This is a genomic window from Streptomyces katrae, assembly GCF_000966975.1.
GTDB lineage: Bacteria > Actinomycetota > Actinomycetes > Streptomycetales > Streptomycetaceae > Streptomyces > Streptomyces katrae.
The window spans coordinates 15541-37304 of sequence record NZ_JZWV01000036.1 but is presented as its reverse complement, the minus strand read 5'-3'; the positions used below and the strand labels follow the sequence as shown (position 1 = coordinate 37304).

The 21764-nt window shown below is 71.2% G+C and carries 17 protein-coding genes, 1 tRNA gene and 2 pseudogenes; 6 read left to right on the top strand and 14 right to left on the bottom strand.

All coding sequences use genetic code 11. From position 1 onward, the window contains the following. On the top strand, positions 1-1817 hold a 1817-nt coding region (locus tag VR44_RS02475), incomplete at its 5' end, for a molybdopterin oxidoreductase family protein (RefSeq protein ID WP_045945665.1). A 43-nt stretch (positions 1818-1860) separates the two neighbouring features. On the opposite strand, the gene VR44_RS02470 is transcribed toward VR44_RS02475, so the two are convergent. Together VR44_RS02470 and VR44_RS02465 are read right to left on the bottom strand one after the other, a co-directional pair. Next, positions 1861-2364, bottom strand: a complete 504-nt coding sequence (locus VR44_RS02470; protein WP_045945664.1) for a flavodoxin domain-containing protein — start codon at positions 2362-2364, stop codon at positions 1861-1863. Then, positions 2361-2819, bottom strand: coding sequence for an Hsp20/alpha crystallin family protein (locus VR44_RS02465; protein WP_045945663.1), 459 nt, complete (start codon positions 2817-2819; stop codon positions 2361-2363). Before VR44_RS02465 ends, VR44_RS02470 begins: the two co-directional genes overlap by 4 nt. A 160-nt stretch (positions 2820-2979) precedes the next feature. Here VR44_RS02465 and VR44_RS02460 point away from each other — a divergent pair, with 160 nt between their 5' ends. Continuing rightward, on the top strand, positions 2980-4353 hold the full coding sequence (locus tag VR44_RS02460; protein ID WP_045945662.1) for a nicotinate phosphoribosyltransferase: 1374 nt from the start codon (positions 2980-2982) through the stop codon (positions 4351-4353). On the opposite strand, the gene VR44_RS02455 is transcribed toward VR44_RS02460, so the two are convergent. After that, the gene (locus tag VR44_RS02455) at positions 4322-4966 is read right to left on the bottom strand and encodes a helix-turn-helix domain-containing protein (protein WP_052713440.1); all 645 of its coding nucleotides are present in this window, start codon (positions 4964-4966) and stop codon (positions 4322-4324) included. The two genes, VR44_RS02460 and VR44_RS02455, sit on opposite strands and share 32 nt — an antisense overlap. A 214-nt stretch (positions 4967-5180) precedes the next feature. On the opposite strand from VR44_RS02455, the gene VR44_RS02450 reads away from it, so the two are divergent. Further along, a complete protein-coding gene (locus VR44_RS02450; protein ID WP_052713439.1) occupies positions 5181-6059 on the top strand; it encodes a universal stress protein in 879 nt (292 codons plus the stop codon). Positions 6060-6095: 36 nt separating this feature from the next. Here the strand turns inward: VR44_RS02450 and VR44_RS02445 are convergent, their stop codons facing one another. The 8 genes and pseudogenes from VR44_RS02445 to VR44_RS02415 form a co-directional block, all read right to left on the bottom strand. Continuing rightward, positions 6096-6917 (bottom strand): ABC transporter permease subunit, encoded by an 822-nt coding sequence (locus VR44_RS02445; RefSeq protein WP_157880207.1) that lies wholly within the window; start codon positions 6915-6917, stop codon positions 6096-6098. Further along, positions 6914-7756: pseudogene (locus VR44_RS02440) on the bottom strand (ABC transporter ATP-binding protein); the annotation flags it as partial. The gene VR44_RS02445 and the pseudogene VR44_RS02440, both read right to left, overlap by 4 nt. Positions 7757-7835: 79 nt before the next feature. Beyond that, positions 7836-8120: a dsRBD fold-containing protein gene (locus tag VR44_RS02435; RefSeq protein ID WP_045945658.1), complete on the bottom strand. Its 285-nt coding sequence runs from the start codon at positions 8118-8120 to the stop codon at positions 7836-7838. 21 nt (positions 8121-8141) lie between these two features. After that, on the bottom strand, positions 8142-10253 hold the full coding sequence (locus VR44_RS48295) for a cation-translocating P-type ATPase (protein ID WP_281187095.1): 2112 nt from the start codon (positions 10251-10253) through the stop codon (positions 8142-8144). Further along, a pseudogene (locus tag VR44_RS48290) lies at positions 10201-10824 on the bottom strand (P-type ATPase actuator domain-containing protein); the annotation flags it as partial. The pseudogene VR44_RS48290 and the gene VR44_RS48295, both read right to left, overlap by 53 nt. After that, positions 10817-11413 carry an Rv1733c family protein gene (locus VR44_RS02425; protein ID WP_045945657.1) on the bottom strand — a complete coding sequence of 199 codons (597 nt, stop codon included), beginning with the start codon at positions 11411-11413 and terminating at the stop codon, positions 10817-10819. The gene VR44_RS02425 and the pseudogene VR44_RS48290, both read right to left, overlap by 8 nt. A 43-nt stretch (positions 11414-11456) precedes the next feature. Continuing rightward, positions 11457-13841 (bottom strand): phosphoenolpyruvate synthase, encoded by a 2385-nt coding sequence (gene ppsA / locus VR44_RS02420; RefSeq protein WP_045945673.1) that lies wholly within the window; start codon positions 13839-13841, stop codon positions 11457-11459. Positions 13842-14152: 311 nt separating this feature from the next. Further along, positions 14153-14602, bottom strand: coding sequence for a universal stress protein (locus VR44_RS02415; protein ID WP_045945672.1), 450 nt, complete (start codon positions 14600-14602; stop codon positions 14153-14155). 439 nt (positions 14603-15041) lie between these two features. Here VR44_RS02415 and VR44_RS02410 point away from each other — a divergent pair, with 439 nt between their 5' ends. Beyond that, entirely contained in the window at positions 15042-15965 is a 924-nt protein-coding gene (locus VR44_RS02410; protein ID WP_052713438.1) for a 1-phosphofructokinase family hexose kinase, read from the top strand. Between the two features lie 466 nt (positions 15966-16431). Here VR44_RS02410 and VR44_RS02405 read toward each other — a convergent pair whose 3' ends face one another. Beyond that, complete coding sequence (locus tag VR44_RS02405; RefSeq protein WP_157880206.1) at positions 16432-16596, bottom strand: hypothetical protein; 165 nt, start codon at positions 16594-16596, stop codon at positions 16432-16434. 95 nt (positions 16597-16691) lie between these two features. Here VR44_RS02405 and VR44_RS40900 point away from each other — a divergent pair, with 95 nt between their 5' ends. After that, positions 16692-20459 carry an NACHT N-terminal helical domain 7-containing protein gene (locus VR44_RS40900; RefSeq protein WP_052713437.1) on the top strand — a complete coding sequence of 1256 codons (3768 nt, stop codon included), beginning with the start codon at positions 16692-16694 and terminating at the stop codon, positions 20457-20459. 249 nt (positions 20460-20708) lie between these two features. Here VR44_RS40900 and VR44_RS02395 read toward each other — a convergent pair. After that, positions 20709-20782 (bottom strand) — tRNA-Pro (locus VR44_RS02395). A 93-nt stretch (positions 20783-20875) separates the two neighbouring features. Here VR44_RS02395 and VR44_RS02390 point away from each other — a divergent pair. Then, positions 20876-21391, top strand: a complete 516-nt coding sequence (locus VR44_RS02390; protein WP_211275002.1) for a DUF309 domain-containing protein — start codon at positions 20876-20878, stop codon at positions 21389-21391. Here the strand turns inward: VR44_RS02390 and VR44_RS02385 are convergent. Next, a complete protein-coding gene (locus VR44_RS02385; protein ID WP_045945653.1) occupies positions 21365-21763 on the bottom strand; it encodes a VOC family protein in 399 nt (132 codons plus the stop codon). The genes VR44_RS02390 and VR44_RS02385 overlap by 27 nt on opposite strands. Position 21764: the final 1 nt, after the last annotated feature.

Genomic DNA, 21764 nt, shown 5'->3' with positions numbered 1-21764 from the left:
CCTGGGAGACGGCCACCGCGCACATCGCGCGGCGGCTGGCAGCGGCCGTCGGCGCGTACGGCCCCGACTCGGTCGCCGCCATCTCCTCGGCGCGGGCCACCAACGAGGAGAACTACCTGTTCCAGAAGTTCATGCGCACCGTGGTCGGGACCAACAACATCGACAACTGCTCCCGCCTGTGCCACGCCCCCTCGGCCGCGGGGCTCGTGGCTTCCTTCGGGCTGTCCGGCGGCACCGACGCGTTCGACGGCCTGGTACGGGCGGACTGCCTGCTGGTCGTCGGCGCCAACCCGGTCGAAGCCCACCCCGTGGTCGGGGCCCGGCTGTTGCGAAGCGCTCTGCGCGGGGCGCGGCTGGTGGTCGCCGACCCACGTGAGGTGGGCCTGGCCCGGTACGCGGACGTCCACCTGCGGCCGAGGCCCGGGACGAACGTCGCACTCTTCCACGGCCTGGCCCACGTCCTGCTCGCCGAGGATCTGGTCGACCACCGGTTCCTGCGGGAGCGGGCCGGCGGGACGACGGAACTGGCGGAACTGGTGGCGTCCTACACCCCCGAGCAGGTGGCCCTCCTGACGGGTGTGCCCGCGGCCGACCTGGTCGCCGCCGCCCGGCTGTACGGACGGGCCGAACGCCCCGCCATCGTCTACGGGCTCGGCGTCACCGAGCACCTCCACGGCACCGACGGGGTGCGCACCCTGGCCAACCTGGCAATCCTGCGCGGGGCCGTGGGCACCGACCGCGGCTACGGCGTGAACCCGCTGCGCGGCCAGAACAACGTCCAGGGCGCCTCCGACATGGGCGCCCTCCCCGACCTGCTGCCCGGCTACGGCAAGGTGACCGACCCCGCCGCCCGTGCGCGGGCGGAAGCGGTGTGGGGCGGGGCCGTCCCCGCGCGACCGGGCCTGCGCATCCCCGACATGTTCGCCGCCGCGCGTGCGGGCGGCTTGCGGGCGCTGTGGGTCCTGGGGGAGGACGTCTGCGCCACCGACCCCGACACCGGGAACGTGGAACGAGCCCTCGATTCCTGCCCGTTCGTCATCTGCAGCGAGCTGTTCCCGTCACGGACCGCCCAGCGCGCCGACCTCGTCCTGCCCGCGGCCTCCTGGCTGGAGAAGGACGGCACCTTCGTGAACTTCGACCGCCGCTTCCAGAGGGTCCGGGCCGCCGTCCGTCCGCCGGGCCGGGCCCTCAGCGACTTCGCGGCCCTCCACGCGGTCGCATCGGCCATGGGGCGCGACCTCGGTTGTCCGACGCCGGCGGCCGCGCTGGCCGAGTGCGCCCGCGTCGCGCCGCTCTTCGCCGGACTGTCGCACGAACGCCTGGACCGCGAGGGAGCCGTGGCCTGGCCCTGCCCGGACCCGGCCGGGCCCGGCACGCCGAAGCTGTACGAGGAGCGCTTCGCCACCCCGGACGGACTCGCCCACCTGGCCGCCGTCCCGTACCTGCCGCCCGGCGAGACCCCCGACGACGACCACCCGCTGGTCCTCGTCACCGGCCGGCGCTGGGCGCACTACAACTCCGGCAGCATGACCCGCCGCAGCGGCAACCTGGGGCTCGCCCCGGTCGACCACCTGGACCTGCACCCCGACGACGCGGCCCGCCTCGGCATCGGGGACGGCGAGCCCGTCACGGTGGAGAGCCGCCACGGCCGCGCCCGTCTCACGGCCCGGATCAGCCCGGAACCCGCGCCGGGCCAGGTGTTCTGCGCCTTCCACTTCCCCGCGACCGGGGTGAACCGGCTGACCTCCGGCCACGCCGACCCCGTCACCTCCTGCCCCGAGTACAAAGTCACCGCCGTCCGGGTGACCGCGTGTTGAGCCGACCCGCCGGGCGGGCGGGTCGGCTCCGTGAGTCGGCCTCTCAGGCGGCCGTGGCGAGTTCGCCGCTGATGTGGTGGGCCCAGGTCCGGATCCGCTCCGAGTTGCGGAAGTCGCCGCCCTTGCCGTGCCGGACGAGTGCCCTGGCGATGATTCCCGGTGTGTACGCGGTGATGCTGCCTCCGAAGGTGACGTGCTCGCGGGCGCCGAGCCGTTCCATCTGCCTGGCCACGGCGGGCACCGGCGGGATCTCGTGCTGCTCGGCGGAGCTGTCGACCGGGCCGCTGCTGAACAGCCACACCGGGCGGTGCTTGAGGTACTGCTCGTTGCGCTCGGCACAGTGCAGGGCCTTGCCGTTCCAGCGGCCTGCGTACAGGGACCCGCCGAGGACGACCGCGTCGAAGCCGCGGACGTCGTCCACGTCGTCCGCCGGGAGCACCACGGCGTCAAGGCCGTCCTCACGGAGGGCCCTGCCGATCTTCGAGGCGATCCCGGCCGTCGCGCCGTGCCTGCTGCCGTAGGCGACCAGCACCCTCTTGGTGGTCATGACGGCTCCTCCGCCTGCGGGGCCTGGGGCCGCTTGACGGGAATGCTGCGACGGCCTGCGGGAGGCTCGGTCTTCATGGGGACGCGGACCGTGAGGATGCCGTCCGCATAGGAGGCCTCGACACCTTCGGTGGGGATCTGGCCGGGCAGCCGGACGCTCCGGCTGAAGGATCCGTAACGGAACTCCGAGTGGTCCTTGTCCTCGATGCTCTCGGTGTGCTCGGCGCTGACGATGAGGGTGTCGCCGTCCACGGTGATCTCGACGTCCTTCTCGGGATCCAGCCCGGGCAGCTCGGCGCGGAGCGTGTACGTGCCGTCGTTGCTGGTCACCTCGATCGGGATCGGGTGGATACCGGGGGCCGGCCGCCACATCGGGAAGCGCGGGAAGTCGGCTCCGAACCAGTCCGCTAGGTCGGGGAAGAGGCCGCGCCTCCGCTCCATCTGTGTGCCTGACATGGGACGCTCCTGGTTCTCCGACGCCGTGCGATGGGCGTCTTCCTGCGGTTTCTGTCACGACTGTCGCTCTGTGAGCGCACGCTCCGCTTGGGCATGTCGGGGCAGCTTCGGGACCATTCGGCCCCAGCCGTGGGGCCGCCCGGCGGTGCACGCTGGGACCATGTCCGAGGTGACCACGACGGATCTGTACGAGGTCACGATGGCGATGTCGTACCTCAGGGAAGGCATGTGTGCCGAGGCGACCTTCAGCCTGTTCGTCCGGGACCTGCCACCGGAGCGGGGCTTCCTGGTCGCCGCCGGCCTGGAGCCGGCCCTCGACTACCTGTCCCGGTTCGTGGTGACGGCGGACGACGTCCGTGTGTTCGCCGAGGCGCTTCGCCGGCCGACGGCGGACCTGGCGCAGCTGGTCGGTCTGCGGTTCGGGGGCGAGGTCCGCGCGGTCCCCGAGGGACGCCTGGTGTTCGCCGGCGAACCGCTGCTGGAAGTGACCGCGCCCCTCCCCCAGGCGCAGTTGGTCGAGACGTACCTGCTCGGTCAGGTCTGCCACCAGACGGCCGTCGCCTCCAAGGCGGCGCGCTGCGTCCTGGCCGCGTGCGGCCGGCCGGTGGTCGACTTCTCGCTGCGCCGCTGCCACGGCCCCCAGGCCGGCTTCCAGGCCGCTCGTCTCGGGGGGATCGTCGGGTTCGCGGGCACCAGCAACGTCGACGCGGCGGTCCGTCTGGGCTTGGACGCCTCCGGCACCATGGCGCACTCGTACATCGAGTCCTTCCCTTGCGAAGAGGACGCGTTCCGGGCCTTCGCACGCACCCATCCCGGGCCGGTCACCCTGCTCGTGGACACCTACGACACCGATCGCGGTGTGGCGGCCGCCGCCCGCGTCCTGAACGGCCTGCGGCGTGGTCCGGGCTGCGCGATCCGCCTCGACAGCGGCGACCTCGGACAACTGGCCCGGCGCTCCCGTGTACAGCTGGACGCCGCCGGCCTCACCGACGTACGGATCACCGCCAGCGGTGGCCTGGACGAGTATGCGATCGACGAGCTCGTACGTTCCGGCGCTCCGATCGACGTCTTCGCCGTCGGGACCCGCGTGGGAATCGCCGCGGACGCCCCGTACCTGGACGCCGCGTACAAGTTGGTGGCCTACGACGGGCGACCGGTGATGAAGCTGTCCTCGGCGAAAGCCACGGCCCCGGCGGCCAAGCAGGTGTACCGTCGGCCCGGGAGCCCGGACGTGATCGCCCTGCGTGACGAAGCATCTCCACCAGGCTCGGTACCGCTACTGGCCACGGTGATGCTGCACGGCCGCAGGACCGGTCCGTCCGACTCCCTCGCCGCCGCGCGCATCCGCTTCGAGGCCGACCTCGACGCGCTGACGCAAGAAGCCCGGCGTATCAGTGGCCCACGGCCTCCCGCTCCGACCGTTTCGGAGGGGCTGTCGCGACTCACGGGGGAGGTACGAGGACGCCTGCTCAGGGATCCCGGGGTCCCGAGCGCCGTCCGCGTCACGGACGGAATTCCACCCGGCGGCCCGTGAGCCGCCGCGGGGCGAGCTTCATCCAGTGGGTGCGACCTCCGCCCGCCCAGGGCGTGGCATGGGCGGCCTCGGCCAGGCGCTCCAGCGCTTCCGGATGGGAAGCGGCCTCGAGCACCCCCACCGCCAGGACGCTCCACCCCCTCGCCGCCACCTCGTCGATCTTCTCCGCCTCGAAGGCGGCCTCGGTGCTCGCGGCCCGTGCCAGGACCGTATCGGCCCGGGTGCGGAAGGCGACCTCCCCGTCGGCGATGAGGTAGTTCACGGGATGGACGGCGGGGCCGTCCACGGTGAAGACGGCGACGCGGCCGATGCCCCGGACCCCGAGGAGCCGTCGGCACTCCTGCTCGTCCAGTACGACCGGCTGGGCGTCGGTGTGGGGCGGTCTGGCCGGGCGTACTGGATCGCCAGGGGTGCGGGGACCGGCCAGGGCGTCGACGGTGGTGCCGAGGGCTTCCGCAAGGCGGACGAGTACGCCGACCGTCGGGAGGGCGGCGTCGTCCTCCAGGGAGGCGATGTAGTGCGCGTCGGCCCCGCAGTGCTCCCCCAGCTCGTGGCGGCTCATTCCGGCCGCGGCTCGACGGGCGGCGAGCCGCCGCCCCAGTTCGGTGGTCATGATGTCGGCCCTCCTCGAGCGGCTGGGTGGCCGCATCGTGCTGCTTCCCGCGGGGCGCGGCCGTTGCTCTTCCCCATGCGGCCAGCCTGCTCCGCCGCGAGCCCGCTCCGCATGGGCCGGTCGGGTCGCCCGGGTTGGACCACTCGGTCCCTCCCCGAGTGCCCACGAGCGGAACAGCCTGGAAACAGTAACCATCCGACCTGGGAGGCACTCCATGTCGCACCGGATCACGGTAGGGCTGGACGGAACGGACGCCGGCAGCGCCGCAGCCGACTGGGCAGCCCACGAGGCCGAACTGCGCAACGCGACGCTGGAACTCGTCCACGCAGAGGACTGGGCCCAGTACGGGCCCTTCGCCGTGCCGCTCCCCGAACCGCGTCGTCAGTGGGCGGAAGACCTCCTTTCACTGACACGGGACCGGCTCCTGCGCACACACGGCACGCTCGACATCAGCACCCGCGGCACCAGGGGAATCGCGGCCGCCAAAGTCCTCTCCTCGTCCGCAGAAGACGCCGACCTGCTCGTCCTGGGCTCTCGCGGTCTGGGTGCCGTGGCCGGGTTCATCGTGGGCTCGACCGGCTCGGCGACCATCCGCCACACCGACACCCCGGTCGTCCTCGTGCGCCCCTTCGACAGCGAACACCATCCGCTCAGGCCCGCGGACGATGCGGGACCGGTGGTGCTCGGAGTGGACCTGCACAGCAACTGCGACCGGCTCCTCGCCTTCGCCTGCGAGGAAGCGGCCCGGCGGTCCTGCCCGCTGGCCGTCCTGCACTGCTGGTCGCTTCCCCCGGCCCTCTCCTACGCTCCTGGCCTCGATCCCGGCGTAGCGCAGGAAATGACCGACCGACTCGAAACCACGCTGCGCCGGCTTCTGAGCCCCTGGGAACGGAAACACCCGCAACTCGCCGTCGACACACGCATCCTCATCGGCCAGCCCGCCATCCAGCTCCTGGACGCGTCGTCCGACGCGGCACTCCTCGTGGTCGGCCGACGCATCCGGCGTCCGGCACTCGGCGCCCGCATCGGCCCCATCACCCACGCGGTGATGCACCACGCCACCTCGCCCGTCGCCGTCGTGGCGCACGAGTGAGGCCGCGGGCAAGACCACTGGGCCGTCTTCGGGCGTTCAGGGCGCGAGGTCCCGGCGTCGGAGCAGCACATGGGCCAGCAGGGTGCCCAGTGCGCCTGCTCCGACCAGGATCCCGAGCTGGGGCCAGAGGATGCCGCCTTCGGCGAGGGCGTCGCCCGGGGTGTAGTAGTGGAACGGGCTCAGGAAGCGCAGGGGGGCAGCCGGCGACCAGGCCAGTGCGATGAAGTTGACGGCGAACCCCACAGCCCCGATCGCGATGGTCGCGCCGATCACCTGGGCCCGGCGGCGGCCCGCCGCCGATACGGCCATGGCCGGCCCGATCAGGCACAGGGCGAAGCCGAGGCCCATGACCCCGGCGGCGAACACGCCGCCGATCGGTACCGCCCGGTGGACGTCCGGTGACAGTGCCACCCCGGCCGCGACCGTGAGCGTCGCTGCCAGGTTCAGAGCCAGCGCCGCGAGCATCAGGGCGGCGGTCCGCTCGGCCAGCAGCCGGGCACGGCTGACGGGACGCACCATGACGAGTTCGACCGTCCCGGATTCCACGTCCGCCGCCACGGCGGCCGCCGCGAGCGAACCGATCGCCGTGAGCTGCATGGCGATCCAGAACGGGTGGGTGAGGCCCGCGCCCAGCAGCCCGGGGTAGCTGGCGATCGACACGCTCCCGCTGGAGCCGCTGAACGCCTGGTAGGCGCCCGGCGGGCCCTTGCCGCCGGCGGAGAAGAGTTCCTGCGGAGCGAGCGCGCCTGCCACCACCACGATGAGCGCCTCGAAGGCCACCATTCCCAGCAACAGGGCCACCAGCATCCTGCGGCGCCGGTAGAGGGCGAGCCACAACAGGGGCCACCGGCTCCTCACGGTTCCTCCTCCCGGCCTCCGGTGCGGTAGAGGTCGAGGAACGCCTCGTCGAGACCCGCCTCTTCCACCGTGACATCCACGACGGCCGGGCCCAGCAGCCCCCGCAGCGCTCCCACCACCTCGCTCGGGGGAACGAGCAGCTCGACCCGGTTCCCGTGCCAGCGCGGGGCCCACCGCTCCGCGGCGCCGAGAGGGCGGGAACCCAGACCGTCCGCGAAGGCCAGCCGGATCCTCCTGGCCCGCGCCTCGCGCAGGCCGGCCACGCTCTCGACCGTCACCAGCCGCCCTTCCCGCACGATCGCCACCCGCCCGCAGGTGCGCTGTACCTCCGGCAGGACGTGGCTGGACAGCAGGACGGTCCGTCCGGCAGCGGCCATGTCGAGCAGCAGTGCGTAGAAGGTCTCCTGCACCAGTGGATCGAGCCCCTCGGTCGGTTCGTCGAGCACCAGCAGCTTCGGATCGTGCTGCATCGCCTGCACCAGACCCAGCTTCTGCTTCATGCCACGCGAGTAGCCGCTCACCGGCCGCGCGAGCACCTCATCCGTCAGTCCCAGCCGAGCGCACAGGTCGCCACGTGCGGGTGCCGGGGCACCCTGCAGGGCGGAGAGCAGGTCGAGGGTCTGGGCTCCGGTGAGCTCCGGGTAGAACCGGAGCTCACCGGGGAGGTAGCCGAGGTGCGGTGCCACTCGGCCGTGATCGGTGATCGGATCCAGTCCCAGGACCTTCACGCTGCCCCCGGTCGGTCTGAGCAGCCCCACCAGGCACCGCAGCGTGGTCGTCTTCCCCGCCCCGTTCGGCCCGAGGAAACCGAACACCTCCCCGGAGCTCACCGTGAGGCTCAGCCGCTCGACCCCGACCACCGCACCGTACGTCTTGGTCAGGGCGCTCAGCTCGATGGCCGGCTCCTCGTCCATGGGTTCAGTCTGACGCGGTGGCCCACGGTGTGCCCGCTCGCGGGCCGGCTCCGGCGGTCTCCATGTCGCCGAAGGCGAGGAGCTTCAGCTGCGCGCCGAGATCCTCCAGGGCCCGGGCCGCGGCGAGCTCGTCGCCGATCTCCGGTACGTCCGCGTCGGTGGGGTTGCAGCGCGCCGTTCCGTGGCCGGTGAGCTTCGTGGTGCCGGTGTCCAGGTCGATACGGACGTGGGTCGTCCGGTCTTCCTCGAACAGGTAGATGCGGGTCTTCCATTCCGTGACGTGCGACATGGTGTTCCTCCGGGTGTGGTCTCAGCGGCGGTTGCGGTGGCGGCGGTTCCAGCGGCGGAGTTCGTCGGTGCCCCAGACCAGGGGCGGGAAGGCCGCGATGAGGGCGACGGCGTCCAGGGGCAGGGCCGCGGTGCCGAAGAGGTGCTGGAGCGGCGGTGCGTAGACGAGGGCCGCGGTGAACGCGAGTTCGAAGGCGATGCCCGCGAGCAGCAAGGGGTTGGTGAAGAAGCCGATGTCGCGCAGGGCCGCGTGGTCGGTGCGGGCGGCGATGGCGGTGCCGACCTGGCAGGTGACGATGCCGGCGAAGGTGGCGGTGGTCGCGGTCAGGTAGGCGTGGTGCAAGGGGGTGCCCGGCCCGGTGGGATCGCCGGGGTGCCAGCCCGCGCGCCAGAGGACGTAGAAGAAGGCGGTCATGACCAGGGCGGCCGAGACGCTGCCGAGCCAGCCCCAGCTGCGGACGAGCATCTCCTTGTCGATCACGCCCTGGCTGCTGGGTCGGGGCGGGCGGCTCATGATGCCCGGTTCGGCGCGTTCGCGGCCGAGGGCGAGGGCGGGAAGGGTCTCGGTGCCGAGGTCGATGGCGAGGATCTGCAGGACGGTCAGGGGCAGGGGGACGGTGCCGGCGGAGAGCGCGAAGACGACGAAGGGCACGACCTCGGGGGTGAGGTGGGCGAAGATGTAGACGATGAACTTGCGGACGTTGTCGTAGACGCGGCGGCCTGATTCGACGGCCGTGACGATGGTGGCGAAGTTGTCGTCGGTGAGGACCATGGTGGAGGCCTCGCGGGCCACGTCGGTGCCCGAGCGGCCCATGGCGACGCCGATGTGGGCGCGGTGCAGGGCCGGTGCGTCGTTGACGCCGTCGCCCGTCATGGCGACGACCTGGCCGTGGGCGCGCAGGGCGTCGGCGACCTTCAGCTTCGTCTCGGGTGAGGAGCGGGCGAAGACGATCTCGGTGCCGGGCTGCCGGAGCAGGTGGTCGAGGTGGCGGTCGTCGACCCGCTCGGACTGGGCGACGACACGCAGGCCGGGCGTGCCGATGCCGACGGCCCGGGCGACCGCGGCGGCGGTGGCGCCGTTGTCGCCGGTGACGATGTGCACGGTCAGCCCTGCCTCGTGGCAGCGTCGGACAGCGGCCGCGACCTCCGGGCGCGGCGGATCGTAGAGGCCGACGAGCCCGAGCAGGTGCAGGTCCCCCTCGGCCTGCCGGCGCCGCACCGGAGGCACGGTGCCGGGAGGCAGGTCGCGTACGGCGACGGCCAGCACCCGCATACCGTCCGCTGCCAGCGCGTCGGCCGCCGCTTGCGCCTCCCGGGCCGGCTCCCCGTCCGTCAGCAGTGACAGGACGGCCTCCGGGGCGCCTTTGGTGATCACGTGGAGGCAGCCACGGTCCGCCATCTGGACCACTGACATCAGGCGCAGGCGGGGATCGAAGCGGAAGCATGCCCGGCGGTGGTCGTCGCGGTCGGCCGGGTCGACGGGAACGGCCCACTCGGCGGCTCCTTCGACCAGGGCGACCTCCGTCGGATCTCCGTGCAGCCGGCCGTCGGTCTCGTAGGTCACGGTGGTGCACAGGGCCGCTGCGCGGATCAGCTCCGCACTCCGGGGGCCGGCCTCCGTGAGGTTCTCGGGCGTCCAGAATCCGTGCAGGCGCATCTCGTTGCGGGTGAGGGTGCCGGTCTTGTCGGTGCAGATGACGTTGGTGGAGCCGAGGGTCTCCACGGCGCTCAGCCGCTTGATCACCGCACCCTGCCGGGCCAGGACCCGGACGCCCACCGCGAGGGCGAGGGTGATCGTGGGCAGCAGCCCTTCGGGCACGTTGGCCACGAGCAGGCCTATGGCGAACATCAGCGAATCGGTGACCGGCAGGCCGACGGCCACGCCGGTCACGAGGAAGACGGCGCCCATCGCGACGGCGACCGCGGCGATCAGCCATGCCACCTTCTTGACCTGCTTCTCCAGCGGACTCGCCTCGCGGCGGGTGCGCTGGCTGAGGGCCGCGATCCGGCCGAGCTCGGTGTGGTCCGGTGTGGTCGCCGGTCGCGAAGACGATCGCCCGCGCCTCTCCCTCGGTGGCGCTGGTTCCGCTGAAGACCAGGTTCGGCTCCTGGAGCACCGGGACGTCCTGCACACCGGGACCGGCCAGGCGTTCGACCGGGGTGGACTCACCGGTGAGCATGGAGAGGTCGGCTTCGATGCCTCCCTCGGTCAGGCGGGCGTCCGCGGGAATGCGGTCGCCTTCCCGGAGGACGATGAGGTCTCCGGGGACCAGATCGCGGGCGGGGGCGTGCTGCGGTTGCCCGTCGCGGATCACCTGCGCCTGTGCGGGCAGGTATCGGGCCAGGATCTCGACGGCCTTCTCGGCCTGCCGTTCCTGGACGAGGGCGAAGCCGGCGTTGACGAGGATGACCGCGATGATCGCCCAACCGAGCACGTCGATGCCGGCGATGAAGGCGAGGGCGGCGGCCGCCCACAGGAGCAGGGCAAGGGGGTGCAGCAGCTGCCGCAGGAGTTCCCGCAGGATGCTGGGGCGGGCGGTCTGGCGGACCTCGTTCGGCCCGTAGACCGCCAGGCGGCGTTCCGCCTCCCGGCTCGACAGGCCCAGCGGCCCGGTGTGGAGTTCACGGCGCAGCAGAGGCAGGGGTTCGAGCGGATCCGGGGTGGTGTCCGGCCTGAGGTCCGGGTCCACGGTGCCGTCAGCCATCGTCGGCTCCCTGACCGGGCCTCAGGCGCCCGGACCACAGCGGTTCGACGCCCTCCCATTCGGTCTCCCAGGCGCGCGAGCTGCGTGCGTCGACGATCCGGAGCCCGAGGCGGACCAGGAGACCTGAGACGAGCAGGACCCCGGTGAGGGGTCCCGTGCCGAGGCCGAACGCGTCCAGCCCGATCTCGACCGTGCCAGGTGGGCTGCCGGCCGGGTTTCCGGAATCGTCGACCCGGACGCGGACGGTGTCTCCCTGGCGGGTGCCCACGGGGACCGGAAGGGTGTCCGTGTGCGCGCGGTCAGCTGGGTAGCGCCACGTGGCCGGGGCAACGGTGACCGGCGTCCCGTCCGGCTCGTCACCAGCGCGGTAGGTGGTCCGGCCGACCGTGACGGCTGGGACGTCGTGCCGATGGCGGGCGGCCGACTCGGCTGCTCGGCTGCTGTCGCTCCAGGCAGCCCGTCCGACGGCGACACCGCAGACCACTGCGATGAGGCAGGCCACGGCGAAGGCGGCGTGCAGACGGGTACGGGTGCGGTCGGCCTTCCGCCGAAGCGGGTTGCTCCGCCTCCCCGTCGTACGGTCGTCCATGGTGTGCCTCCGCGCTGGGTGTGTACCGGCCCGGTCACCCGGTTCAGACTGCGGGCTCAGCGCACTCGGCTGTGGCCACGTGCTGCTTGACGGCCGGGAAGCTGTCCGGGGCGACCGAGAGGGAGTCGATGCCGATGCCGACGAGGAAGGCCGCGAAGGCGGGGTCGTCGCTGGGACGCTGCCCGCACAGCCCCACGGGCCGTCCGACGGCCTGGGCGCGCTGCACGAGGATCCGGATCAGGCCGGTGACGGCGGGGTCGTTCTCGTCGAAGACGTCGGCGAGGGCCTCGGAGTCACGGTCGACGCCCAGGGTGAGCTGGGTGAGGTCGTTGCTGCCGATGGAGAAGCCGTCGAAGCGCCCGGCGAATTCCCGGGCGAGGAGGACGTTGGCGGGGATCTCGGCCATCACGTAGACCTTGAGCCCGTTCTCGCCCCGCCGCAGCCCTTCGCCGGCCATCACGTCGAGGACCTTGTCGGCCTCCGGCAGGCTGCGGCAGAAGGGGATCATGACGATGACGTTGGTCAGGCCCATCTCGTCGCGCACCCGGCGCAGGGCCCGGCATTCGAGGGCGAAGCCTTCGCGGTAGCCCTCGCTGTGGTAGCGGCTGGCGCCCCGCCACCCGATCATCGGGTTGGCCTCGACCGGCTCGAAGGGACGGCCGCCGAGGAGTTTGGCGTACTCGTTGGTCTTGAAGTCGCTGGTGCGGACGATGACCGGGTCGGGCCAGCGGGAGGCGGCGATCCGGGCGATGCCGTACGCGAGGCGGTCGGTGAAGTAGCGGGTGCGGTCGAGGTAGCCCTCGGTCAGCTGGTCGACGGCGCGGCGGTCGGCCGCGTCCAGGCGCTCGGGATGGACCAGGGCCATGGGGTGGACCTTGACCTGGTGGGCGACGATGAACTCCAGGCGGGCCAGTCCCACGCCGTCGGCCGGCAGCCGCCACCAGCGGAAGGCGGCGGAGGGGTCGGCGAGGTTGAGCATCACCCGGGTGCGGGTGGCGGGCAGGGCGGCGAGGTCCGTCTCGGTCTCCTCGTAGGGCACCAGGCCCGCGTACACGCGGCCGCGGCTGCCCTCGGTGCACGAGACGGTGACCGGGCGGCCGTCCGGGAGGGCCTCGGTGGCGTTGCCGGTGCCGACGACGGCGGGGACGCCGAGCTCCCGGCTGACGATCGCCGCGTGGGAGGTGCGGCCCCCGTGGTCGGTGACGATCGCCGCGGCACGCTTCATGATCGGTTCCCAGTCGGGGTCCGTGACCGAGGTGACGAGCACGGCGCCGGCGGGGAAGCGGTCCAGGTCGACGGGGGTGTCCAGGCGGCACACGGGGCCGGCGCCGATGACCTCGCCGACCGCGATGCCCTCGGCGAGCACGTCGCCGGGCATGCCGGTGAGGCGGCAGCGGCGCAGGGTCGTGGAACGGCGGCGGGACTGCACCGTCTCGGGGCGGGCCTGGACGATCGCCAGCTCGCCGGTGATGCCGTCCTTGGCCCACTCCAGGTCCATCGGGCACCCGTAGTGCTCCTCGACGGCGACGGCCCAGGCGGCGAGCCGCCGGGCCTCGGCGTCGGTCAGGACACGGCGGCCGCGCTCCTCGGCGGTGGTGTCGACGGTCTCGGTGAGCCCGCCCGCCGCGTAGACGGCCTTGCGGCGCTTGGCCCCGACGCGGACGTCGATGACGGGGTCCAGGGCCGGGTCCTTCAGCGAGGGCTTGAAGACGGTGTACTCGTCGGGGTCGGTCTGCCCGCTGACGACGGTCTCCCCCAGCCCCCAGGCCGCGCTGACCACGACGACCTCGGGGAAGCCGGTCTCCGGGTCGAGGGTGAAGATCACCCCGGCGCCGGCGAGGTCGGAGCGGACCATGGCCTGGACCCCGACGGAGAGGGCGACGCCCAGGTGGTCGAAGCCCATGCGCTCGCGGTAGTCGATGGCCCGGTCGGTGTAGAGGGACGCGAAGCACCGGTGCACGGACCGCAGCAGCTGCTCGGTGCCGCTCACGTTCAGGTACGTCTCCTGCTGTCCGGCGAAGCTGGCTTCCGGGAGGTCCTCGGCCGTGGCGGAGCTGCGCACGGCGACTTCCGGTACGGCCCGGCCCAGTTCCCGTCCGAGGGCCTCGTACGCGGCGGTGACCTCGTGCCTCAGTGCCTCCGGCAGCGGCTCGGCCATGATCAGCGAGCGGATGGCGGCACCGACGTCCTCCAGCGCGACACCGTCGCGGTACCGGTCGAGCTGCTCCTGGATCCGGGTGCGCAGGTCGTGCCCGTCGAGCAGTTCCCCGTAGGCGTCGGCGGTGGTGGCGAAGCCGGGCGGTACGGTCACGCCGGCCGAGGCCAGCTGAACGGTGAGCTCGCCCAGCGAGGCGTTCTTGCCCCCGACCAGGCCGAGGTCGCCGCGGGCGAGCCGGGTGAACGGTATGACGCGTCGCGTGAGTCCCATGACGTCCTCCATGGCCTGTGTGCCGGGGCCGGTTCAGTACGGCAGGGGGCGGCCGGCCGGCGTGCGCAGATCCAGCGGGGCGGGCTTGTGGGGCCGCTTCGGCCGGGTCTGGATCTGGATGCGCTGCATGGTGGTCACCCTCTTCGAGGAGCGGCGCCGGGATCGGCGTCCGGGTTCCACGATCACGCCGCGAAGGGGGTGGTCCGCAGTGCCGAGGGGGCCAGTCGCAGGGGGCCGAGTGGCCCGCTCATGTGCGGGGCCGATCGGTCCCGCGGAAGGGGACTCGTGGGGGCTGCGTGCCCTGGCCGGGCTCAATCCGCGGACACGTCCGGCCGGACGATCGTCACCGGACACGGAGCATGAAGCGCCACCTGCTGGCTCACCGAGCCGAGGAGTGCCCGGCGAAAGGCTCCGCGCCCTCGGCTGCCCACGACCAGCATGTCCGCACCCTGGGCGGCGTCCACCAGGACCCCGACCGGGTGGCCGTGTACCAAGCGCTCCCGCACCAAGGCGGCACCCCGGTCGCCGAGTACCGTGCGAACCTCGTCGACCAGCAGCTTCTCGGCCTCCTCCTCGTCGAACGTCGCATCCACCGCCGGCGCCGACCATGACGCTTCTCCGGGGACCTCCCAGGCCGTGACCGCCTCCACCTTTCCGCCCACGAGGCCGGCGTACCGGACCGCCCAGCGCAGCGCGGCCTGGGACGAGGGCGATCCGTCGACGCCCACGACGATCCGCGGAGTCCCCTGGTTCGTTTCCATGCCCTTCACCCCTTGCGAGTCAACGTTCAGTGTGTGCGGGACGAGTGTCCACCGCCGCGTGAGGCACATGCCGTAGGCGTCTCCGCTGCGGCTCCTACGTGACCGTCTCAGCCCATCGGCAGACCGAACGATGCTCCTTCTCCCGTGTCGACCCGACACCGTCGGTCACCGCGGTGGGCCGGACGGTCCCGCGGTCTGCACCGCGCGGCCCTGCCGCCGCCCGTGGCCGCCGGGGCAGGGTGAAGGAAATGGGCTGTACAGGAGCTGGCAAGGCCCAGCGGTGGGCAAGGGCGCACCCGACGCAAGATCATTCGTATATGGAACCCGGAGGGGACGTCTGTCCACGGAGGTGATCGCGATGACGAATCCGTCACGACGTGGGACCGGTGGGTCGATGACCCCGGAAGGAACCCATGGTCCAGAAGCCGTCACCCTCACGATGAATCCGACGATCGACCTCTGCTGGGAGGTCGAGCGCCTGGAGGCCATCGGCAAGAACCGTGCGCGGGTCAGGTCGGTGGCCGTCGGGGGCGGAGGAATCAACGTCGCCCGTCACATCGCACGGTTCGGAGGACGAGCCATCGCCGTTCACACAGCGGGAGGCGAGGTCGGTCTGCGCCTCAACCGATTGCTGGACGAAGAGGGCGTGGACCACGTCGCCGTCGACATCGCCGAGGACACCCGGGAAGCGCTCGTGCTCTTCGAGACCGGATCGCGCCGCAGCTACCACGTCGTGCCGTCCGGCCCTCAACTGAACGAAGGCGAGGGCGAGCGGTGCCTGGAAGTGCTGGAGCGGTTCCTCGGTGGGTGCCCGTTCGTCGTGGCCAGTGGCAGCCTGCCCGGCGGCCTGCGCGACGACTACTACGCGGCCGTCGCACGCCGTGTCAGGGAAGCCGGAGCCCGACTGATCCTGGACACCTCCGGGCCGGCACTGCCGGCCGCGCTCGCGGAGGGTGTGTTCCTGTTCCGGTGCAACCGGACGGAGGCCGAGAGCCTGGTCGGCCGCCCCGTCAACAGCTTCGACGACGCGCGGGCGCTCAACGAGCACCTCCTCACCACGGGGGCCGCCGAGATCGCCGTCACCACCCTCGGAGCACTCGGCGCGCTGTGCTCGACCAGCCAGGGCCACACCGAGCTCTACGTCCCGCCACTGCCCGGCGAACCGCTGAGCGATGCGGGGGCGGGAGACAGCATGGTCGCCGCCCTGGCCACCCGGCTGGCCGCCGGCGACGATCCCGTCGGCGCCTGCGCACTGGGCGTGGCCTCAGCCGCTGCGGCGATGCTCACCCCCAGCACCGAATCCTTCGACGTGGACGTGGCACGAGCCCTCCTCCCGCAGGTACGGACCGTCAGCCGCGCCTGAGAGGCCATCGCCACAGGGGGCCCGGCACGGCCCCGATCCTGTTCGGTCGCCACCGCTCTCCGGCACTACGCACGGACAACACCACAGACGCGCGGCGACCCTGACGACCCGTTCGCCGGTCTTGTCCTCAGCCGGCCCGAAACCGGCCTTCAGCGCCACCCCCGCCCGGCCGCAGGCTGAACGTACGAGCGCATTGCGACCCACCATGGCCCCGGACGCACGAAAGGCCGTCCTCTCATGGATGAGAGAACGGCCTCCGACCTGCGTTTCCGCGTGGTCGGGACGACAGGATTTGAACCTGCGACCCCTTGACCCCCAGATAGCTACCCCAGGACTACAGCTGGATATATGCCACTAATTCCCTGCCCATAAGGTGCGTGGACGTGCGGAGCGTGCACCCATGGACAGGAGTGGCGGTCCCCAACTGGTCCCCAAGCAACTCGCCCACCACCGAAGGTCCGTCATCTCAACGGCGCCGCCGCACCGTCATGAGAATCTCGCTCAGCACGGCCGCCGCCGCACGGCGGCGCGCCGGGCGCGACGACCACACGGCCGGGAGGACCACTCCGGTGAACAGCGCTGTGAACATCAGGACCAGCAACACGATCGCGTGTGAGGACAGCCAGCGCACGTAGATTCCTTCCTCTCGGGCGGCCGCCGGGTGCGGCCGGTACGAGTCTGCGACCACAGCGCTCCCGTGGGGTCGACCGCTGAAGAAGACCGAAGATGCTGACATCAGCGCAGGTCACGACGTACGCTGACCACGGTTTTTCCGAAAGCGGCAGAAACGGGGGGTACTGGATGGGGGATGCGACGGGCGCCGTGGCGGACTTCTGCGCCACGCTCCGCCGCGCTGTGCGAGGCTGCGGTGTGTCACAAGCGGAGCTCGCCCGGGTGCTGAACAGGAGTGACTCAGCCGTCTCCGCGCTCCTGAACGGCCAGCGCGCGAAGCCCCCGCAACTCGACGAGATCCTAATGATCGTGAAGCACTGTCGCAGCCGGGCCGGCGCCCACCCGCCGCCCGGCCTCATCCTGGATCCGACGTGGTGGCGCGCACGCCTCGCCGAACTGCAGGACACAGCCGAGGGCCAGCGACGCCGACAGCCGAGGCATGCACAGGAGCAGTTACCCATTGAGCTGCCGGAGGCCGTCCCATTCGATTTCGAATCCGCCGTCGAGATCTTGGTGGGCCACCGGGACGGTTTCCAGAACGTGGACGCAGACATCCTCGGACCGCTGAGCCTGGTCGGTACAGGGCCCAGCGAGCTGCCCGGACTCTTTAAGGGTTTCGGGGCCCGAGTCCGCACCTGCAGCGGCACCGCGAGGACAGCGCTGCTGTGCGCGGCGGACATCGTCCTCCTCGTGAGCGCCTTCTGCGACGCGGTCGGGCGGCTTGGGGCCGTGCGCGACCCTGAGGCGACTGCACAGATAGACCTGCAGGCCCAGGTACTCGAAGAACTCGGCCGGGTGGTGTTCGGATCCACCCGCGTCCGATCCCCGTCCGACCTCCGTGCTGAGATCGCGGCAGCCTACGCGGCATCCGCCGACCTCATGGCCTTCGGCGGATTCAGTGGGGCGTCACATGATGAACTCGCACACTTAGCCCTGCACCGCTACGAGGCCCTGCATGCCACGGTCACCTGGGACTGCCCTGAGTTGCGCCTCACCTCCGAGACCTACGACCCCGACGAGGAAGCCGAGGGGCAGCAGGCAACCGCGGACCGGGTCGGCCTCATCGAACTTGGCTTGCTCCTAATGGAGTTCACCGAAGCGGACTCGGCCACCACCCGCCAACGGGAACTACTTCGGGCGCCGATCTCCGCTGCCGACGGGTCGGGGCCGGCGATTCCCTCCCTAGCAGCCGGCTATGTAAACCCGGCCTTTCGCGTGGCCGGACGCCCAGCAGACTGGCAGCTCTCCGCCGACACCTGGTGGGATGGCCAACCCATCAGGGAGGACATTGCGGGATTCCTTGCCGCGCACTTCCTCAGCCATCAGGCCACACAGGCGCCCCTGTTGGTGCTCGGACACCCAGGCTCGGGAAAGTCACTGCTCATGAAGCTCATAGCTGCCCGATTGCCGCAATCGGAGTTCTCCTGCCTGCACGTCGAGCTCCGGCACGTTCCCGCCGAACTTGACGTCCAGGAACAACTCGAGTGGGCCCTGTTCAGGTCGACCGGGCATCAGGCGCCCTGGCCGGACGCGCTGCCCTCCGGTACAGCCGTACGGGTCGTCCTGCTGGACGGGCTGGACGAGCTGATCCAGGCGGGCGCGGACCAGCTCGACATGAGCAGGCAGTGGCGGTACCTGAGGAGCATCGAGCAACTCCAGCAGCGCGAATACGAGCTGGGCCGGCCGGTCGTCTTCATCGTGACGAGCCGAACCGTGGTCGCCGATCAGGTACTGACCCCCCCAGCCGCCACAGTCCTCCGCCTTGAGCCTTTCGACGATGCGCGCATCGTCTGCTGGCTGGAGGTCTGGCAGGCAACGAACCGGCGCTACTTTGCCACGCACGACCTCGAACCGCTCACGTGGGATGTCGTGCGCCCGTACCGGGAACTTGCACGCCATTCGCTGCTCCTACTCATGCTGGCGCTGTACGACGCGACCGGCAATCCTCTGCGACGCCTGGGCGGCCGGGACATCCGCCGCGTCGATCTGTATGAGCGGCTCCTGGTGGAGTTCGTCCGGCGCCAAGTCGTCAAACACAATGGCCCTCTGCCTCCTGCCGCTGAAAGGCAAGCGGTCGAGAATGAACTCAGGCGACTGGGGGTGATCGCCATCGGGATGTTCAACCGGCGCAAACAGAGCCTCACGGCAGACGAAGCGGATCGCGATCTCGGCGGTCTGCTCGGTGAAGCAGGCTCCGCCCTGCTGTTCGGTCGCTTCTTCTTTGTACATGAGGCACAGGCGCTGGTCGCGGAGGAATGCCTGCGCTCGTATGAGTTCCTACACGCAACATTTGGCGAGTACCTGGTCGCCCGACTGGTCTGCGACGAGCTGGAACGGATGGGCGTCGGAGCGGGCCTGGCCATGACGACGGGGTGTAACAACGTGGTTCTCCGATCCCTCCTGTCGTTCGTTCCGCTCAGCGACCGCGCCCAGGTCCTCAACAATCTCAAGGAACTAGCCGGACCAGCGGGACCGCGCTGGCACAGCAACCTGCTGGGGCTTCTGCGGACCCTGTTCCACACGGATGACCGGACCGGTGACGGGCCAGCCGGTCTCATCTACCACCCGGCCGATCGCAGGCGCACCGAAAGGGACGCGGTCTACGAGGCGAACCTTCTCGTACTCGCCCTCGTCGTCGAAGGCGGACTCCGGGCCTCGCACTTCCTTGGGGTTGCGGATCCCGTGGATCGGTGGTGGCGATGTGCGCAGTTCTGGCGTTCCCAGTTCAGTGAAGCATCCTGGGAGTCCTTCGCCCGTTCCGTGTCCGTGGAGACGGCCAGCATCGCTGCAGCCGGCAGCCACATAGGCGACGGCACCAGCCGCACGGGCGACCTTCGGCTCTCCCTTCGGGGGACCACCGAACTCGCGGACGACGTGTCGTGGATCCTCCGCAGCACCGTGCTCGGGCCGAGCGCCTACTACAACGCGCGAGGTGTAGATGCCGCAGATTTGACCAGGCGGCTGTCTCTCCTGTGCGACACGGACGTGCAACACGTGCTACATGCTCTGGCTCCTCTCTTGCGGAGCTTGCCGAACACCCTGCGCACGTACCGCGTCGACGAGGAACAGCGCGCTGTGTCGGGGGCACACGCCCTCATGGGTCTGCTCTGCGGGGACGCGGGCCAACCGCTCGCCGCGCACTACGCCGACGTCCTGGATGTGCTGCAACACCTACCCGAACCTGAGCGCCCACCCGTCGCGGGCTTCCTTGTTCGCCACCTGGTCCATGACGCCGCCCGGCTGCCCGAGGAGACCATTCGGGCGCTCCTCGTAGAGGTGATCCGGTCGGGTGTCGCTGGCGACGGGATGCTGTGGGGTGGACTGTGGCCCGTGCTCGAAGAGTACGTGATCCGCGGGTTGGCACAGGTGGATCCGGATCAGGACAAAGCGGAGTTCAAGGCCTTAGTTGGCCATCTCCGCCGGTACTCGGCGCTGTTCCAAGGACCACAGGAACGCCTGCAGCAACTCCTTCGGGAGGCGGGAAGCACCCGGATCTGGGCGGAGGGGGAATGGGAGTCGGGGAGCGCGGCGCTGGAGTGGGGGCGCGCGCTGTTCGAGGCACTACCCGCAGACAAGCGGGACCCGGGGCTGGCCATCGGGCTGCTACGGCTGGCTCACGAACTAGGGCAGCGAGAGTGGCTCGATACAAATGCCGAGCCACTCCTGTTGACGCTGCGGCCAACCGACGTGCTCCGAATGCGCGCGAGCGACGCCGACATCCTGCGGCCCTTGGTGCGGGACGTCAGGCTGCTGGGCTCGTTCGAAACGATCCAGGAAATCTGGCGTGGTCCCGCCGCGGGCGGCAGGGCAGCCCTTGACTAAGGGAACAATATCGAGGCTCGAACTGTACTCACGGCCGAAGTCCTGCGGACAACGGAATCCCTGGTTGGCCTTGATGGCGGAGGTCTAGCGGGCAGCCACGTCGCCGATGCGGCTGTGGCGCGCCTTGACCCAGTCAAGGCGCGCCACAGACCCACCCAAGTCACCCTGGTCCCCGACTGGTCTCCAAAAACGATCAAGGGGCTGTTTCAGATTTCTCTGAAACAGCCCCTGACCTGCGACTTCGAAAAGTCGGGACGACAGGATTTGAACCTGCGACCCCTTGACCCCCAGTCAAGTGCGCTACCAAGCTGCGCCACGTCCCGTTGTACTGCTTGCAACCCTGCGACCTGGGGTTTCCCCTCGTGCGCCGGGCACATGCAGAACATTACCGCACGTTGAGGGGTGCGTGTGCACGGGTGAGCGGGGCGGGGGAGGATGGGCGGGTGGACGGTCGGGAGCGGGATCGGGACGGTGCGGGGCGGGCGCGGAGTGCGCGGCCGCGGGACGGGTTGGGGCGGCCGCTGGCGTACGGGGAGGACGGGGTGGCCCGGCAGCCCGAGGGGGTGGTGCGGGGGCCCGGGGAGACGGTCGCCGAGGCGCAGCGGCTGCTGGACGCCGGGATGCCGTTCCACGCGCACGAGGTGTTCGAGGACGCCTGGAAGTCCGGGCCGGAGGAGGACGCCCCGCTGTGGCGGGGGCTGGCGCAGCTCGCCGTGGGGCTGACGCACGCCGCGCGGGGGAACGCCGTCGGCGGGGCGCGGTTGCTGCGGCGCGGGGCGGCTTCGCTCGGCGGGGTTGAGCGGGCGTACGGGATGGACCTGCCCGGGCTGGTCCGGTGGGCCGGGGAGCTGGCCCACCGGGTGGAGGCCGGGGCCGTGGTGGACGCCGCGCGGGAGGCGCCGCGGCTAGGCGGAGGCGGCGGGCTCCAGTAGGTCCCAGCGGTTTCCGTAGAGGTCCTCGAAGACGGCGACGGAGCCGTACGGCTCGTGGCGCGGCTCCTCCAGGAAGCGGACGCCTTCGGCGGTCATGCGGGCGTGGTCGGCGGCGAAGTCGGCGGTGTAGAGGAAGAAGCCGACGCGGCCGCCGGTCTGGTCGCCGATGCGGGAGCGCTGGGCGTCGTCCTTGGCGCGGGCCAGCAGCAGGGCGGATTCGCGGGCGCCGGGCGGGCGGACGACGACCCAGCGGGAGCCGTCGGGCCGGGGGGTGTCCTCGGCGAGTTCGAAGCCGAGGGCGCGGGTGTAGAAGTCGATGGCCTCGTCGTACTCGCGGACCACGAGGGCGGTCAGGGCGATGTGGGATGGCATG